We start from the raw sequence: 15268 nt of genomic DNA, 5'->3' as shown, positions 1-15268 counted from the left end.
TATTTTTCATTTAAAAAAAGCGTTTCAATTTTGGAACGCTTTTTTTAAATGAAATTCTTTTTCAATTTCAAAATCGTATCTTTAAAAGAAAAAAATGAAATTAAAATTATACCTCATCTGTATAAGTTTTAGTGTTTTTTGGCTTTTTGGGTGCTCAAGTGATTATGAAGTATTACCAATTACTGAAAGCACTTCAATCAATACCAGTAGTGAACCAACTGAAGAAGAAACCAATGTACCTGAAAGCAGCATTGTAAAAATTTTGTCTTTAGGTGATAGCTATACGTATGGTACGAACGTATGTCCCAGTTGTAGTTTCCCCGAGCAATTAAAAAGCCAATTAAGATTAAGAATTGAGTCAAGTGTGACACAGCTTAAAATCATTGCTCAAAGCAGATGGACAACTACCAATTTAATTGATGCAATTAATACCGACAGTTCTTCTAACGAATATGATTTGGTAACACTCTTAATTGGTGTTAATAACCAATATCAGCGCAAACCTTTTTCGCTTTACGAAAAAGAATTTCCATTACTTGTTAATAATGCTATTGCAAAAGCTAATGGAGACAAAAGTCAAGTTATAGTTATTTCAATTCCAGATTATGCGTATACGCCATTAGGTCAAGGCAATACGCTTATTTCTAATGATATAGATAAATACAACAATTATGCAGAAAACTATTGCATGCAAAATAACATTAGCTACCTCTACATCACAGATATTACGAGACAAGGCTTAGTAAATCCTGCTCTTGTGACGTTTGATGGCCTACATCCTTCTGAATTGGCTTATTCTAAATTTGTTGATAGACTTCTACCTTTAGCAATAAAAAAACTTAACTGATTAAAGTAAACTTAAAAAGCGGCTTCTATTTAAAACACATTTTTGTTTACATTTACTACATGTTTACATGTGTGTATTAATATTTATATTCAAGTGTCACATGTAACATTCATTAAATCATTTTCCTAAAATCACATATTTAGTTATGAATGTTTCATCCAAAAAACGATTAGATAACGCTTATAATAATGCTAAGGTTATTGATTTTGATGACGATAGTAAATTTATCCTATTTAGTGATTGCCACCGTGGTGATAATAGTTTTGCCGATGATTTTGCAAACAACAGAAACATCTACTTTCATGCTTTAAAACACTATTACGCTGAAGGATTTCAATATTGCGAACTAGGAGATGGCGACGAACTTTGGGAAAATCTATCATTCAGTTCTATTTTAGATGCTCATAAAAATGTGTATATGCTTATGAAACTGTTTCATAAGGAAAAACGATTACATATGATATGGGGAAACCACGATATGGTTTATAGAAATGAGGCTTATGTGAAGAAAAATTTATCCACCTATTTTGATCCAAAAGTAGGTGAAGACGTGGAGCTTTTTGGGGACATAAAATACCATGAAGGCATTGTATTAAAACACTGCATGACGGGGCAAGAACTGTTTTTAACGCATGGACATCAAGCCGATTGGTGGAATTTTCTGTTTTGGAAATGGAGTCGTTTTATGGTACGCGTATTATGGAAACCTTTAAATGTTATGGGTATTGCAGATCCTACAAGTCCTGCAAAAAACTACAAGGAATTGATTAAGGTGGAGCGCAGAACTAAAAAATGGATTAGCGACAACAGCAATTTAATGACCATTGTTGGGCACACTCACAGACCACGATTTCCGGAGCCTGGAGATATTGCTTTTTTTAATGATGGCAGTTGCGTTCACCCAAGAAGTATCACAGGTATTGAAATTGAAAATGGTGCCATTTCTTTGATTAAGTGGCAAATTGCAACAAGAGATGATGGGACTTTACAAATAGTTAGAGTTTTACTTGAAGGTCCGAGAAAATTAATCGATTATAAGACTGAATAAAAAAATAGATTCCTAATTATTTCAGGAATAAAATTATGCATCAAAAAAGATTCGAAGGTTTTTTAAAAACACCTAGTTTATTAGTGAATACTCAGGTTTTTGATCTAAATCCGTTTAAAATTTCTTCAAAATCTACTAGTATCGACGTTATTGTTGATGAGCGTTTACGCCTCGGAAAATATGTTGAACGTTTAGTTACTTGCGAACTCTCGCAACACAGTAACATTTCTCTTTTGGCTGAAAACATTCAAATTCAAGAAGACAAAACCACTTTAGGCGAATTAGATTGCTTACTCCTAAAAGATAATAAGCCCATACATCTTGAAATTATTTATAAATTTTATGTGTATGATGCCACTGTTGGAAATAACGAAATTGAGCATTTTATTGGCCCTAATAGAAAGGATAGCTTATTAGAAAAACTTACTAAATTAAAAGAAAAACAGTTGCCTTTACTTTATTCTGAGGCTTGTAAACCTTACTTGAACACCTATCATTTAGTGGCCGAAAATATAAGACAAGAAGTTTATTTTAAAGCGCAATTATTTTTGCCCTATAATAAACAAGATATTCAGCTCCAGCTTTTAAACCCAGGTTGTGTAGTTGGATTTTTTATTAAGTTAAATGAATTACAACAATTTGAAGGGTGTAAATTTTTTATTCCTAGTAAAAAAGATTGGTTGATTGTACCTCACACTCAAGTAAAGTGGTTAAATTTTGATGAGTTTAAAACAAAAATTGAAGATTATAATTCTAAAAAAATATCAGCTTTGTTTTGGATAAAATTTAAATCTGGGGAAATAAAGAAATTGTTTTTTGTGTGGTGGTAACTGCATGTTGATTGGGTGATGACTCTTAGGGGAGAAGCCCGCGTTAGGGATTGCAGTGAAAATCCTTTTTGTGAGGCACGAGCAAAAAGATTGTAACGGAAAGCCCGACCCTCGTGGTAACCTGCCTACCGACAGGCAGGCGCCCTAAAAAATTAGCTTAATAAATTTATTTTGATGAGATTACTGCCTCCTCAGGAATATTAGCTTTCTGGAGCCAATTCTACTTCTAGCCCTTCCATTTCTGGTGTGATTTGGATTTGGCAACCTAACCGACTGTTTTCTTGCACATCGAAAGCTTCGGAAAGCATAGCTTCTTCATCGTCGCTCATTTCTGGCAATGGCGTTTCGCTTAACACGTAACATTGGCATGAGGCGCACATAGCCATACCCCCGCAAACACCAATAGTGCCTTCGGGCGCAAGTTCGTAAGACCTTACCACTTCCATAAGATTCATGGCCATGTCTGTTGGTGCTACTATCTCGTGCGTTACTCCGTCTCTGTCTGTTATTTTAATGTTTACGTCTTCCATTGCTAAATTTTGTAATTCTGCTTAAAGCATGTCATAATTCGTGCCACAAATTTAGTATTTGAGGTTTTATTTTTACGCTTTTTATTTGCTAAATTATGTTGATATTTAAATAAATAAGGAATCGTTAAAATTATATAATTTTAACGATTCCTTTTTCAGTATAAAGATGCTTTAGTTGAAATTAAAGCAGTACTTTATGCTATACTTCAATATTTATAACTTGTTCAATTTGTGGAGCGTACTTTTTTATAGTCATTTCTACTCCAGATTTTAGCGTCATTTGATTGACACTACAACCCACACAAGCTCCTTGAAGTTGTACTTTAACCAAATTATCGTTTTCTATAGATAATAAAGAAATATCGCCGCCATCACTTTGCAAAAATGGGCGAATTTCGTCTAAGGCTTTTTCAACATTTAATTTTAGCTCTTCTGAAGTCATAATTTATTTTTTAACTGCTGAACAACCAGCCATTGTTGTAATTTTTATTGCTTCGGTTGGTGGTAAATCATCATTTCTACGTACGACTTCTTGAACAACATTTTGAGTTAATTTCTCGAATGCTTGTTCTAGAGGTGTTGCCGTTTGTAAAGCTGCTGGCCTACCAACATCGCCCGCTTCTCTTATACTTTGTACCAAAGGAATTTCTCCCAAAAATGGTACATTTAAATCTTCGGCTAGATTTTTAGCACCTTCTTTTCCGAATATAAAATATTTATTATCTGGTAATTCGGCAGGTGTAAAATATGCCATATTTTCAATTATTCCTAATACCGGCACATTTATACTTTCTTGCTGAAACATAGCTACGCCTTTTTTAGCATCGGCCAATGCCACATTTTGTGGTGTACTCACTACAACTGCCCCTGTGATTGGTAATGATTGCATGATGCTTAAATGAATATCGCCTGTTCCTGGAGGTAAATCTAAAAGCAAGAAATCCAGCTCGCCCCAATGTGCGTCAAAAATCATTTGATTTAGTGCTTTAGCCGCCATTGGCCCTCGCCAAACTACGGCTTGATCTGGTTGTGTAAAAAATCCAATAGACAATACTTTTACGCCGTAATTCTCAATAGGCTTCATTTTAGATTTCCCTTCAATGTTTACTGCTAGTGGTTTTTCAGTTTGCACATCAAACATTATAGGAATTGATGGCCCATAGATGTCGGCATCCAAAACCCCAACTTTAAAGCCCATTTTTGCTAGAGTTACCGCTAAATTTGCCGTAACTGTAGATTTTCCAACTCCACCCTTACCCGATGCTACAGCTACTATGTTCTGAATTCCAGGAATAGGTTTTCCTTTAATCACATTAGCCTTGGGCTTTTCGGGCGCTTCAACTTTGACATTCACAGTTATCTTAGCTTTCTCGTATACTTTTTCGTGAATGGTTTTCAGGATATCAACTTCCGTACGTTTTTTGGCCTGTAAGCTCGGGTTTTTTATTGTAATATCAACAATTACCTCATCACCAAAAGTAACTACATTTTTTACGGCACCGCTTTCCACCATATTTTGTCCTTCTCCAGGAACTGTAATACTTTCAAGCGCCTTATAAATATCTTTTTTATCTAACTTCATATTTACTTTGAAATCTGTTTGAAAAAATCCTGATAAAACATCCTGATGCATTCAATTATCATCGATTAATTCAATTTTTTTGAACTTTGAATTGATTCTAATTAAGAATCATTCTAAAGGCAAAGATAAGTAATAATCATAGAAGACAGAAGCACTCGATAAGAACTTTTAGCTATAACCATATTGGTGTTTATTATTGTTTTTATTATTTACTGTAATGATATCATATTTGGTATAATTTGTGTGACTATGTCTGTTAGAAACCTGATACTAACCCGTTATGAAAACAGTACTTTTTTTCGTATTTATTTTGTTTTTAACTCAAGGAAGTATCGCGCAAAGTAAAATTAAAAAAGCCGAAGAGAGTTTAAATAACAATACCGAATCCGTCTCGGAATCTGAAAATAACATAACATATTTTAATAACAACGATTCTTCTTCAAATGGTAATTTTTTTGCTGATGTTTTTGGTGAATTGTTTATTCAAATATTTGCTTATACTGTTTATGGTATTGCCTTTGAAAGTCCCTTTGAGACCAATAACAGTGGAAGTTATGCGTTTGTCAGCAAATTTCCATACAACAACTCTACGCAAGGACAATATACCTATGAATGGAACGAGGACACTCCCATTATAAGAACCACTTTCTCCGCAAGATACATTTCTGAGAACAGCAGAATCAATGGCACACATTTGAACTTAGATACTCGGTTTTTAAAACGGTTTGGTTTTGAGGCTAATTATCTCCAACTCTGGGAAAAGAATCCTTATTTTGGTACGGACAATCTAGCCATGTATACTGCGCTTGCCAAATACTATCGTGTACGCACTGAAAAATTTAATTTATGGTGGGGATTAGGTGCTTCTTATATTGACGGCGACGTAAATGATTTTGGTTTTACTTATGGACTGGGAGCCGAATTATTTTTTGCAAGACCATTAAGCTTAGAAGCCATTTTTAATCAATCGCTTATTAACGGAGAAACAGTAAATAAGTTTGATGGTTTATTAAACTATCATTTAAAAAATTATAAAGTAACTGGGGGTTATGAGCATATAAGAATTGGTAACCAGAATTTTTCTACACTCGTTTTGGGCGCTGGCATTTTTTTCTAGGAGAATTTACAGCTCTTTTGAAGGATCCCAAAATACCTTTTCAAAATTTTGCACTTGGTTCTCGATAACCTCAACACCCTCATTTTCTAAAAGCTGTTGCATTAAATTTGTACCTTCAAAATGATGCTTACCTGTTAAGAGTCCGTTTCTATTAACAACACGGTGTGCTGGCACATCTTTTCCATGTGAACCATTCATGGCATACCCAACCATTCTTGCGCTTTTTGCAGCACCCAAATATTTAGCAATGGCACCATAACTTGTAACTCGACCCATCGGAACTTGTTTTGCTACGTCGTAAACTTTATCAAAAAAAGAAAGCGTATCTGGTTGCATTTTTAAAAATCTTGAATGATATTAATTAAGGTTACAATTGAAATAATGCCTGTAATACCTCCAATAATTCGGTTCATGTTTTTCTGAGACGTAAACGGCTTCTCTTTGATTTTATCGAAGAAAAAAATGTACATATAAAGGGTTACAAACGTTCCTGTAGTAGCTCCTATTACATATGAAAGGATGCTTGTTTTTTCGAAAGTCATCCAACCAAAAGAAGCCAAAGTAATAGTCATATACGCCTGATAAGGAATAGGAAATACATTAATTGCCGACAACAACATACCTTGAAAAAATCGACTTTGCTTACTCTTAGTTTTAGGATCTATTTGCTGTTTTGGAGCTGATTTTGCAATGAATAAAAAATAAATGGTGATGAGTATAAAAATAACTAAAGCTACACTTCTTAGAATACCGATTACTTCTGGATGCTTGCTTAAATAACGTGCAAAAATACTTGCTAAATACGTTTGAGCAAAAACAATAACACAAACACCAATTGAGAATACAATACCTCGAACATGTCCTTCTTTTAAGCTAATTTTTGCAGCATTCATATTTAATAACCCTGGCGGAATAACACCAATCATTGCAAAAAATAAACCCAAAAAGAAGATAAAGGTTATGTTCACGATTATTTAATTTTAAACTTAATGTAAGTTATTGGTTTATTTTGTTCTAAGTACTGCGATTCGTAAAAAGTTTGAATACTAGTCACTTCTTCAGGACTTCCTTCTTGTTTATAAACATTGTGGTTTGCATAAATAACCTCGTGTCCTGCACCATGCAATAAACCAAGTGTATAACCGTGCATAAATTCGCTATCGGTTTTCAAATTCACTTCGCCTTCTGGTTTTAATATTTGTTTGTACCGTTGTAAAAACGCCAAATTAGTCATGCGGTGTTTGGTTCGCTTATATTTTATTTGCGGGTCTGGGAATGTAATCCAGATTTCATCGACTTCGTTTTCTGCAAACGCATGGTCTATAAGTTCTATCTGTGTTCTTAAAAAGGCTACGTTTGGAATGTTATCTTCTAAAGCTGTTTTTGCTCCGCGCCAAAAACGGGCACCTTTAATATCTATACCAATAAAATTTTTATCTGGATATTTTTGAGCTAATGCTACCGAATATTCACCTTTACCACATCCTAATTCTAAAACTAAAGGATTGTTGTTTTTAAAAACTTCTGCTCTCCAGTTGCCTTTTAAATTAAAATTTGCATTAACCAACGCGTCTCTAGTTGGTTGAAATACATTGGAAAATGTTTCGTTTTCTTTAAATCGTCTGAGTTTGTTTTTGCTTCCCAAAGTTTATTAACTATTTCTTATTTATTACTTTTAATTCGGTAAAATTAAGGAAATATACGAGAGCCTTAATATCTTATCTTTGAATTTAGCAAAAAAGTGCGTGAGGGATTGAGACATTTGTTGCATCCCGATGAATATCAAGAGACTGCCAAAAGCCCGACCCTTGTGGACACGCCATAATTATTTGAAATGAAAAAAAGAATTTTGGTGGCGCCGTTAAATTGGGGACTTGGACATGCTACGCGTTGTATTCCTATTATAAATGCATTGCTGCAAGAAGGGTTTGCACCAATTATTGCAAGCGATGGAGATTCATTGGCATTATTAAGTAAAGAATTTCCTAACCTACCAACCATTGAGTTGCCAACGTACAACATTTCATATAGTAAAAACGGTAAACTGTTTAAATTAAAGTTACTGAAAGATTTACCAAAAATTTTAAAGGCGATAAAAGCTGAAAAAGAAGCTGTTGAGTCTATTTTAAAACATAATGATATTGCTGGAATAATTTCTGATAACAGATTGGGCGTAAGAAGTAAAAAGGTACCTTCTGTATTCATAACACACCAATTGCAAGTTTTAAGTGGAAACACCACTTGGTTGAGTACAAAAATGCACAAAGAAATAATAAAGAAATTTAACACTTGCTGGGTGCCTGATGTTGAAAACGAGGAGGTTAATTTAAGCGGAATATTGGGGCACGTAAAAGGGTTTGATGTTAATTTGAAATATATTGGACCCTTAAGTAGATTTACCAAAAGTGATACTGATATAAAACACGATTTATTGGTTTTACTCTCCGGACCTGAACCGCAACGCTCTTTTCTCGAGACCAAATTGCTTGAAGCGTTAAAAAGCTATTCTGGGGATGTTGTTTTTGTTAAAGGAGTGATAGAGAAAGAACAAACTAAACAAGTGCAAGGACACTTAACTATCTATAACTTCATGACTTCTAACTTATTAGAAAAAACAATGAAGGAGAGTGCTCTGGTATTATCTAGATCGGGTTACACGACGATTATGGATTTGACGAAACTGAATAAGAAAGCTTTTTTTATACCAACACCAGGACAGTTTGAACAAGAATATTTAGCAAAACGACTCAGCGAAATGCAGATAGCACCAAGTTGCCATCAAGACGAATTTAAAATTGAAAAGTTGAATGAAGTCGAAGCCTTTAGAGGTTTAAAAGCGTATGATTTTGAAGTCGATTTTAAAGATTTATTCAGCCTTTTCTAAAGTAAAAGAGAACTCGCTACCCACTCCAAATTCACTTTCTACATAAATTTTTTCTTGATGCGCTTCAATTATATGCTTAACAATTGAAAGTCCAAGACCAGAACCACCTTCTTTTCTTGAGCCACTTTTGTCAACACGGAAAAAACGCTCAAAAAGGCGCGGTATATGTACCTTTGCAATACCTTCGCCATTGTCGGTAACACGAACTATTACTTTGTTTTTAATAAGGTTTTCAATACTGACTTCTGTAGTGCCTTTTTCGCTTCCGTATTTTATAGAGTTTACTATTAAATTTACGATGACTTGTTGAATACGTTCCTTATCTGCTCTAACGAGTATGGGTTTAGGGTAGTCTCTATCGAAAGTTAAAGTTATTTTTTTCTTATTAGCTTTCATTTCTAACATATCGAACACATTTTTCACCAATTCTACAATGTTAAAAACACTCATATTTAAACTTAAATCGCCAACTTCTAGTTTGGTAATCATGTCTAAATCTTTAATTATATAACCTAACCTCTCGATACCTTTACTAGCTCTTTCTAAGTATTTTTCTCTAATATTTTTATCATCCATAGCACCATCAAGTAAGGTTAAAATATAACCTTGTACTGTAAATAATGGCGTTTTTAATTCGTGAGAAACATTACCTAAAAATTCTTTTCTATACTCTTCTCTTACTTTTAAGGTTTCAATTTCAATCTTTTTGTCTTTAGCGAATTTATCAATTTCTTCTGTTAAGGTTTTCATGTCGGTCGTTATGGGACCTTTGGAGAAACTTGCCGTTTCCAGAAGTGTTAAATCGTCGTAGATTTTTTTTACGCGTTTATAAATAAATCGTTCTACACTAAATTGAATAATTATAAACGAAAATAAATAAATGCAAATGGCGAACAATATTGGGTAATACCATAGTAAAATATCAAGGTAATACAAAAAAACACTCAGTAAGAGTGTTGTGTATAGCGTGATATAAAATGCCGTACGAACAGCAAATCGATATGATTTTTTAAATTTTGCTTGCATTAATCTACAAACTTGTAGCCTACACCTTTTATGGTTTTAAAGCTATTATCGCCTAATTTTTCTCGAAGTTTTCTAATATGTACATCAATGGTTCTACCACCAACTATAACTTCATTACCCCAAACGGCGTCAAGTATTTCATTTCTTTTAAATACTTTTCCCGGTTTAGATGCCAATAAAGATAATAATTCAAATTCTTTTCTAGGTAAAATTAATTCTTTCCCTTTTGATATTATTTTATACTCATCACGGTTAATTACCAAGTTTCCTATTTTTACGGTGTCTGCTGCATCGTCTTCTTTAAAGCGTCTTAAAAGCGCTTTTACTTTACTAACTAATACTTTAGGCTTTATTGGTTTTGTGATATAATCATCAGCGCCAGCATCAAAACCAGCAACTTGAGAGTAATCTTCACCTCTTGCTGTTAAAAATGTAATTATTGAATTTTCTAAATCTGGAATTTTCCTGATGTTTTCGCAAGCTTCAATACCATCCATTTCAGGCATCATAACATCTAGTATAATTAAATGCGGTAATTCTTTTTTAGCTTTCTTAACACCTTCTAGCCCGTTCTCTGCAGTAATAACTTGGTAGCCTTCATTAGATAAATTGTAACCAACAATTTCCAAGATATCTGGTTCATCATCAACCAATAAAATTTTAATATCCTTTTTTTTCATCAACGTTAGAAATGTTTTATGAAGTAAAGATAAAACTAAAAGCACAATTTAAATAAAAATCCAAAATTAATAACATTAAGGTAACACTCACTTCACTTGAATTTAATCTTTCGACCAATTACGCTAATCTTTAACAGTAATTTGGCATCACTTTTGTAGTATTTTATTAACTTTATAAAACCAAATCAGAGTGTATGAAAAACGTTTACTATTTATTGTTATTCGTTGCCTTAACATGTTTTTCATCCCATAACGTGGGTGCCCAAAGCGCTGTTAAGAATCCCTCTACGCAACCTATTATTGAAGGATTATCTATTTACCCTAATCCAGTAAATAAAGAAAAATCAGTTATTAGTATAGCTTCAAAATTGAGCTTAATTAAAGACATTGAGATATTTGATGTTTTAGGAAAGCGAATTTTTGCTACGGTTTTAACTGGAAGAGAATTAAATATTTCTAATTTAAGAAAAGGAGTTTACATTTTAAAAATTACCGAAAGTGATATTAGTGAGACTCGGAAATTAGTGATAAAGTAAAGAATATGATTAATAAATAATCAGGTTCTTTAAATAAAGAATAAAGCGTTACCTATTTGGTTGCGCTTTTTTATTTTATCTACTTTTGTAAACACGATTTAATAATTGTAGCCAGATTTCAATAGCACTGAACATTAGTTAATGATAGACAACCATTCCATTTTTAATATTAAAAGCTCCTTTGAATTTGAACAATTGGCAATACAAATATTCAAACATCAATTTGAAAACAATCGCGTTTATCGTTCTTTTTGCGATTTACTATATAAGCACCCTAGTGAAGTAAAAACCATACTAGATATTCCATTTTTACCTATTCAGTTTTTTAAAACACGTGAAGTTTTGAGTTCTAAAAAACCTGTAAAAATTACATTCACAAGTTCTGGAACTACTGGAAGTGAAACAAGCAAACATCATATTACCGATTTAAGTATCTACGAACAAAGCTTCACTAAAGGGTTTGAACACTTTTATGGTAAAATTGAAGATTATGTTGTTTTAGGGTTACTGCCTTCTTATTTAGAACGCGAAGGATCGTCATTGGTTTATATGGTTGATAGCATGATTAAAATATCCAATCATCCAGAAAGTGGTTTTTATTTAAATAACCTTTCGGAATTAAAAGACACTTTAACAAAAGTAGATTCTGAAGGCAAAAAAGTATTACTCATTGGGGTTTCTTTTGCTTTGCTAGATTTGGTTGAAACCCATCAATTTAATTTAAAAAACACTATCGTTATGGAAACTGGCGGTATGAAAGGTAGACGAAAAGAAATAATTAGAACCGAGTTACACAACATACTAAAAAAAGGATTTGGTGTTGCACAAATACATAGTGAATATGGCATGACAGAACTTTTAAGTCAGGCCTATTCAAAAGGTGAAGGTGTTTTTACATGTCCACCATGGATGAAAGTTCTAACACGCGATACTGAAGATGCGTTAACCATTCAAGAATCTGGGAAAACAGGAGGACTTAATATTGTTGACTTAGCAAATGTGAATTCTTGCGCATTTATCGCGACACAAGATTTAGGAAAAACGAATCTTGATGGATCTTTTGAAGTGATAGGACGTTTCGACAACTCAGATATTCGAGGTTGCAACCTTATGGTTCTATAAACTCAATAGCATATATTCATTCAAAAAAAATACAAGTTAGTGTAAGTTTTTAAAATAAATCACGACAAAACTCTCAGCTAAGAATAAAGAAAAATTAGTTTTTAGTTGATTGGTTAGTATTAAAGCCTGGGTTCTCACTCAGGCTTTATTTTTTTAAACTATTTGTAACACAAAATAGTTTTTCTTTCCGCGCTGTAGAAGCACAAACTTGTTATTAATTAAGTCTTTGGAAGTAATCGTATAATCTTCTTTAACTTTCTCTTTATTTACAGAAATAGAATTTTCTTTTAATGCTCTTCTAGCTTCACCGTTAGATTTCAAAAACCCTCCTTTTTCTGCTAAAGCCGCTATAATATCTAATCCGTTTTCAATTGCAGAGGTTTCAATTTGAGTTTGTGGCACACCATCAAAAACATCTAAAAATGTTGTTTCGTTCAAGGCTTTTAAATCTTCGCTAGTAGATTTTCCAAACAATATATTACTTGCTTTAATGGCATTATCTAAATCATCTTTAGAATGTACCATAACAGTAATTTCTTCTGCTAAACGTTTTTGTAAAACTCTTAAATGAGGTGCTTCTTGGTGCTCTTCGATTAATCCGTTTATTTCCTCTTCAGTTAAAAAGGTGAATATTTTAATGTATTTTTCGGCATCTTCATCACTAGAATTTAACCAATATTGGTAAAACTTATAGGGAGATGTTCTGTTAGCATCTAACCAAACATTGCCGCCTTCAGATTTTCCAAACTTTGAACCATCAGATTTAGTAATTAACGGACAAGTAATTGCAAATCCTTTTCCACCAGCAATTCTTCTTATTAATTCGGTTCCAGTAGTAATATTTCCCCACTGGTCGCTTCCACCCATTTGAATAGAACAATCGCTTTCACGGAATAAATGCAAAAAATCGTAACCTTGAACAAGTTGATAGGTAAACTCAGTGAAACTCATGCCTTCTGAAGCATCAGATGAAATTCTATTTTTTACAGAATCTTTAGCCATCATATAGTTAACAGTAATATGCTTACCAACATCGCGAATAAATTCAAGAAAAGAAAAGTTTTTCATCCAATCGTAATTATTCACAAGTTCTGCCGCATTGGCTTCATTGCTTTCAAAATCAAGAAAATGAGCCAACTGAGCCTTTATTGCCTCTTGGTTATGTCGAAGTGTTTTTTCATCTAACAAATTACGTTCGTTAGATTTCCCCGATGGATCTCCTATCATCCCGGTTGCTCCACCCACTAAAGCCACTGGCTTATGTCCACATCGCTGATAATGCGCCAAAAGCATAATAGGTACTAAATTCCCAATGTGTAAAGAATCTGCAGTAGGATCAAAACCCACGTATGCACTTCGCATACTTTCCTTTAAATGTTCTTCAGCCCCTGGCATAACAGTATGTATCATGCCTCTCCAAGTTAATTCTTCAACAAAATTCTTTATCATGCTTCTTTAATTTTTACAAAACTATGCAAAGATAAAAATACAGGTATAATTCCTTATGTATTCTGAATAATTCTTTAATTTAGTTGCATGATTTTAGTAACAGGAGGAACAGGATTAGTTGGGGCGCATTTACTATACAAGCTCATTTCTAACAACGAAAACGTACGAGCCATTTTTAGAAATGAACGAAAACTTGATAACACTAAAAATGTATTCTCTTGTTATACTGAAGATTACAAAACCTTATTTGATAAAATTGAATGGATACAAGCCGATATTTTAGATATTCCAGCGCTTACTGATGCCTTTATAAATGTAACTAAAGTATATCATTGTGCGGCTTTTGTTTCTTTTGAGCCCGATAAATACCATCTACTTAGGAAAACCAATATTGAAGGAACTGCGAATATTGTTAACCTATCATTAGCTCACAATATATCAAAACTTTGCTATGTGAGTTCTATTGCTGCCATTGGGCATACTATTAACAATGACCCCATCTCTGAAAAAACCATTTGGAACCCAGAAGACGACCATAGTGTTTACGCCATAACCAAATATGGTGCAGAAATGGAAGTTTGGCGAGGCACTCAAGAAGGGCTAGATGCTGTTATTGTTAATCCGGGTGTTATTTTAGGTGCAGGAATTTGGCGTTATGGCACAGGAAGTTTGTTTAAGAAAGCAAAACATGGCATGAGATTTTACACATCTGGAACCGTTGCTTTAATTTCTGTTGATGATGTTATAAATGTTATGATACAATTGATGCAGAGTGATATTATTAACGAGCGCTTTGTTTTAGTTGCTGAAAATTGGACTTACAAAGATTTTATACAATCTTTAGCTAAATCTGTTAACGCTAAACTACCTAAAAAAATGGCTGGAAGTATACTTTTAAATATAGCATGGAAATTTGATTGGTTAACACACAAAATAACAGGTAAAAGAAGGGAACTCACAAAACATATTGTAAAGTCGTTAACTACAGAAACTAATTATAACAATGATAAAATAAAAACCACCTTAAATCTTGAATTTAAGGCGGTTAATCAAACTATTCGTAAAATTGGCAGCCAGTTTCTTAATCAGTAATTGGTTCTATTAAATCTTCAATTTCTTCAATACTTTTTTCAAGCAACTCATCATCAATCTGCAAGGAATCTCTTAAAATTATAGTTCCTAATGAATCTTTATTTTTAGGTGATTGCAGTTCCTTTTCTTTTAAAACTTTCGCTAAACTATCTGCTTCTCTTTTAGTTTGCGCCTTCCATTCCTCTGCTTCTATTTCTTTTAATTTTTCTTTTAATTTTTCTAAACTATCAGTGACTTTGCTATAAATCGCCTCATAATCATCAACATAAAAAGCGTAATAACTATTACTTAAGGCAAACTGCAAACTATCAATATCATGTTTTTCGTAGATATAAGTATTTAGATTAACACCCGCATCTCGCATTACTAATTTGTTTGCTGAATTAGCAGAGGTTAAAAGTTTAGCGTCAATTAAAACAGACACCATTTTATCTTTAGAAATTAAATTTTTAGGCTTTTCTGGTCCTTTCAATTTTGCACAAGATATGACAGTAAGTAATAATGTAATAAATAAAATATATCGTT

General features: G+C 33.1%; 18 protein-coding genes. 8 read left to right on the top strand and 10 right to left on the bottom strand.

Features of this window, described 5'->3' with window-relative positions; all coding sequences use genetic code 11:
* Positions 1-94 precede the first annotated feature (94 nt).
* The 3 genes from O5O44_RS03185 to O5O44_RS03175 all read left to right on the top strand — a co-directional run bounded on the left by O5O44_RS03185 (position 95) and on the right by O5O44_RS03175 (position 2725).
* Positions 95-847, top strand: coding sequence for an SGNH/GDSL hydrolase family protein (locus O5O44_RS03185; RefSeq protein WP_019386085.1), 753 nt, complete (start codon positions 95-97; stop codon positions 845-847).
* 145 nt (positions 848-992) lie between these two features.
* The gene (locus tag O5O44_RS03180) at positions 993-1895 is read left to right on the top strand and encodes a metallophosphoesterase family protein (protein WP_289195703.1); all 903 of its coding nucleotides are present in this window, start codon (positions 993-995) and stop codon (positions 1893-1895) included.
* Positions 1896-1930: 35 nt separating this feature from the next.
* Entirely contained in the window at positions 1931-2725 is a 795-nt protein-coding gene (locus O5O44_RS03175) for a DUF1853 family protein (protein WP_289195702.1), read from the top strand.
* Between the two features lie 200 nt (positions 2726-2925).
* Here the strand turns inward: O5O44_RS03175 and O5O44_RS03170 are convergent, their stop codons facing one another.
* From O5O44_RS03170 to O5O44_RS03160, 3 genes are all read right to left on the bottom strand, one after another.
* The gene (locus tag O5O44_RS03170; RefSeq protein WP_019386082.1) at positions 2926-3255 is read right to left on the bottom strand and encodes a 2Fe-2S iron-sulfur cluster-binding family protein; all 330 of its coding nucleotides are present in this window, start codon (positions 3253-3255) and stop codon (positions 2926-2928) included.
* A 199-nt stretch (positions 3256-3454) separates the two neighbouring features.
* Positions 3455-3697: a NifU family protein gene (locus tag O5O44_RS03165; protein WP_019386081.1), complete on the bottom strand. Its 243-nt coding sequence runs from the start codon at positions 3695-3697 to the stop codon at positions 3455-3457.
* 3 nt (positions 3698-3700) lie between these two features.
* Positions 3701-4837: an Mrp/NBP35 family ATP-binding protein gene (locus tag O5O44_RS03160; protein WP_289195701.1), complete on the bottom strand. Its 1137-nt coding sequence runs from the start codon at positions 4835-4837 to the stop codon at positions 3701-3703.
* A gap of 280 nt (positions 4838-5117) precedes the next feature.
* On the opposite strand from O5O44_RS03160, the gene O5O44_RS03155 reads away from it, so the two are divergent.
* Positions 5118-5954, top strand: coding sequence for a hypothetical protein (locus O5O44_RS03155; protein WP_289195700.1), 837 nt, complete (start codon positions 5118-5120; stop codon positions 5952-5954).
* 6 nt (positions 5955-5960) lie between these two features.
* Here O5O44_RS03155 and O5O44_RS03150 read toward each other — a convergent pair whose 3' ends face one another.
* The 3 genes from O5O44_RS03150 to trmB are packed head-to-tail and all read right to left on the bottom strand — an operon-like array spanning position 5961 to position 7599.
* Positions 5961-6290: an MGMT family protein gene (locus tag O5O44_RS03150; RefSeq protein WP_289195699.1), complete on the bottom strand. Its 330-nt coding sequence runs from the start codon at positions 6288-6290 to the stop codon at positions 5961-5963.
* A gap of 2 nt (positions 6291-6292) precedes the next feature.
* Positions 6293-6922 carry a LysE family transporter gene (locus O5O44_RS03145; RefSeq protein WP_289195698.1) on the bottom strand — a complete coding sequence of 210 codons (630 nt, stop codon included), beginning with the start codon at positions 6920-6922 and terminating at the stop codon, positions 6293-6295.
* Positions 6923-6924: 2 nt separating this feature from the next.
* Positions 6925-7599, bottom strand: coding sequence for a tRNA (guanosine(46)-N7)-methyltransferase TrmB (gene trmB / locus O5O44_RS03140; protein ID WP_289195697.1), 675 nt, complete (start codon positions 7597-7599; stop codon positions 6925-6927).
* Positions 7600-7788: 189 nt separating this feature from the next.
* On the opposite strand from trmB, the gene O5O44_RS03135 reads away from it, so the two are divergent.
* Entirely contained in the window at positions 7789-8838 is a 1050-nt protein-coding gene (locus O5O44_RS03135) for a glycosyltransferase (RefSeq protein WP_289195696.1), read from the top strand.
* On the opposite strand, the gene O5O44_RS03130 is transcribed toward O5O44_RS03135, so the two are convergent.
* Together O5O44_RS03130 and O5O44_RS03125 are read right to left on the bottom strand one after the other, a co-directional pair.
* Entirely contained in the window at positions 8821-9864 is a 1044-nt protein-coding gene (locus O5O44_RS03130) for a sensor histidine kinase (protein WP_289195695.1), read from the bottom strand. The two genes, O5O44_RS03135 and O5O44_RS03130, sit on opposite strands and share 18 nt — an antisense overlap.
* A complete protein-coding gene (locus O5O44_RS03125) occupies positions 9864-10544 on the bottom strand; it encodes a response regulator transcription factor (RefSeq protein WP_289195694.1) in 681 nt (226 codons plus the stop codon). The genes O5O44_RS03130 and O5O44_RS03125 overlap by 1 nt, the downstream gene beginning before the upstream one ends.
* Positions 10545-10738: 194 nt before the next feature.
* On the opposite strand from O5O44_RS03125, the gene O5O44_RS03120 reads away from it, so the two are divergent.
* Together O5O44_RS03120 and O5O44_RS03115 are read left to right on the top strand one after the other, a co-directional pair.
* Positions 10739-11080, top strand: coding sequence for a T9SS type A sorting domain-containing protein (locus O5O44_RS03120; RefSeq protein WP_289195693.1), 342 nt, complete (start codon positions 10739-10741; stop codon positions 11078-11080).
* A 141-nt stretch (positions 11081-11221) separates the two neighbouring features.
* Complete coding sequence (locus O5O44_RS03115) at positions 11222-12202, top strand: LuxE/PaaK family acyltransferase (RefSeq protein WP_289195692.1); 981 nt, start codon at positions 11222-11224, stop codon at positions 12200-12202.
* A 153-nt stretch (positions 12203-12355) separates the two neighbouring features.
* Here the strand turns inward: O5O44_RS03115 and tyrS are convergent, their stop codons facing one another.
* Entirely contained in the window at positions 12356-13651 is a 1296-nt protein-coding gene (tyrS, locus tag O5O44_RS03110) for a tyrosine--tRNA ligase (RefSeq protein ID WP_289195691.1), read from the bottom strand.
* 87 nt (positions 13652-13738) lie between these two features.
* On the opposite strand from tyrS, the gene O5O44_RS03105 reads away from it, so the two are divergent.
* Positions 13739-14743 carry an NAD-dependent epimerase/dehydratase family protein gene (locus O5O44_RS03105; RefSeq protein ID WP_289195690.1) on the top strand — a complete coding sequence of 335 codons (1005 nt, stop codon included), beginning with the start codon at positions 13739-13741 and terminating at the stop codon, positions 14741-14743.
* Here O5O44_RS03105 and O5O44_RS03100 read toward each other — a convergent pair.
* Positions 14733-15215, bottom strand: coding sequence for a DUF4296 domain-containing protein (locus O5O44_RS03100; protein WP_289195689.1), 483 nt, complete (start codon positions 15213-15215; stop codon positions 14733-14735). The two genes, O5O44_RS03105 and O5O44_RS03100, sit on opposite strands and share 11 nt — an antisense overlap.
* Positions 15216-15268 lie beyond the last annotated feature (53 nt).

It is taken from the genome of Algibacter luteus (genome assembly GCF_030344935.1).
Classification (GTDB): Bacteria; Bacteroidota; Bacteroidia; order Flavobacteriales; family Flavobacteriaceae; genus Arenitalea; species Arenitalea lutea.
Note: the sequence above shows the minus strand (reverse complement) of the source record. Positions and strands in the feature narration are given on the sequence as shown.

Excerpts from the sequence above, each read along its gene's own strand:
- O5O44_RS03185 (WP_019386085.1), top strand. The coding sequence starts at position 95 with ATGAAATTAAAATTATACCTCATCTGTATAAGTTTTAGTGTTTTTTGG.
- O5O44_RS03180 (WP_289195703.1), top strand. The coding sequence starts at position 993 with ATGAATGTTTCATCCAAAAAACGATTAGATAACGCTTATAATAATGCT.
- O5O44_RS03175 (WP_289195702.1), top strand. The coding sequence starts at position 1,931 with ATGCATCAAAAAAGATTCGAAGGTTTTTTAAAAACACCTAGTTTATTA.
- O5O44_RS03170 (WP_019386082.1), bottom strand. The coding sequence starts at position 3,255 with ATGGAAGACGTAAACATTAAAATAACAGACAGAGACGGAGTAACGCAC.
- O5O44_RS03165 (WP_019386081.1), bottom strand. The coding sequence starts at position 3,697 with ATGACTTCAGAAGAGCTAAAATTAAATGTTGAAAAAGCCTTAGACGAA.
- O5O44_RS03160 (WP_289195701.1), bottom strand. The coding sequence starts at position 4,837 with ATGAAGTTAGATAAAAAAGATATTTATAAGGCGCTTGAAAGTATTACA.
- O5O44_RS03155 (WP_289195700.1), top strand. The coding sequence starts at position 5,118 with ATGAAAACAGTACTTTTTTTCGTATTTATTTTGTTTTTAACTCAAGGA.
- O5O44_RS03150 (WP_289195699.1), bottom strand. The coding sequence starts at position 6,290 with ATGCAACCAGATACGCTTTCTTTTTTTGATAAAGTTTACGACGTAGCA.
- O5O44_RS03135 (WP_289195696.1), top strand. The coding sequence starts at position 7,789 with ATGAAAAAAAGAATTTTGGTGGCGCCGTTAAATTGGGGACTTGGACAT.
- O5O44_RS03130 (WP_289195695.1), bottom strand. The coding sequence starts at position 9,864 with ATGCAAGCAAAATTTAAAAAATCATATCGATTTGCTGTTCGTACGGCA.
- O5O44_RS03125 (WP_289195694.1), bottom strand. The coding sequence starts at position 10,544 with ATGAAAAAAAAGGATATTAAAATTTTATTGGTTGATGATGAACCAGAT.
- O5O44_RS03120 (WP_289195693.1), top strand. The coding sequence starts at position 10,739 with ATGAAAAACGTTTACTATTTATTGTTATTCGTTGCCTTAACATGTTTT.
- O5O44_RS03115 (WP_289195692.1), top strand. The coding sequence starts at position 11,222 with ATGATAGACAACCATTCCATTTTTAATATTAAAAGCTCCTTTGAATTT.
- tyrS (WP_289195691.1), bottom strand. The coding sequence starts at position 13,651 with ATGATAAAGAATTTTGTTGAAGAATTAACTTGGAGAGGCATGATACAT.
- O5O44_RS03105 (WP_289195690.1), top strand. The coding sequence starts at position 13,739 with ATGATTTTAGTAACAGGAGGAACAGGATTAGTTGGGGCGCATTTACTA.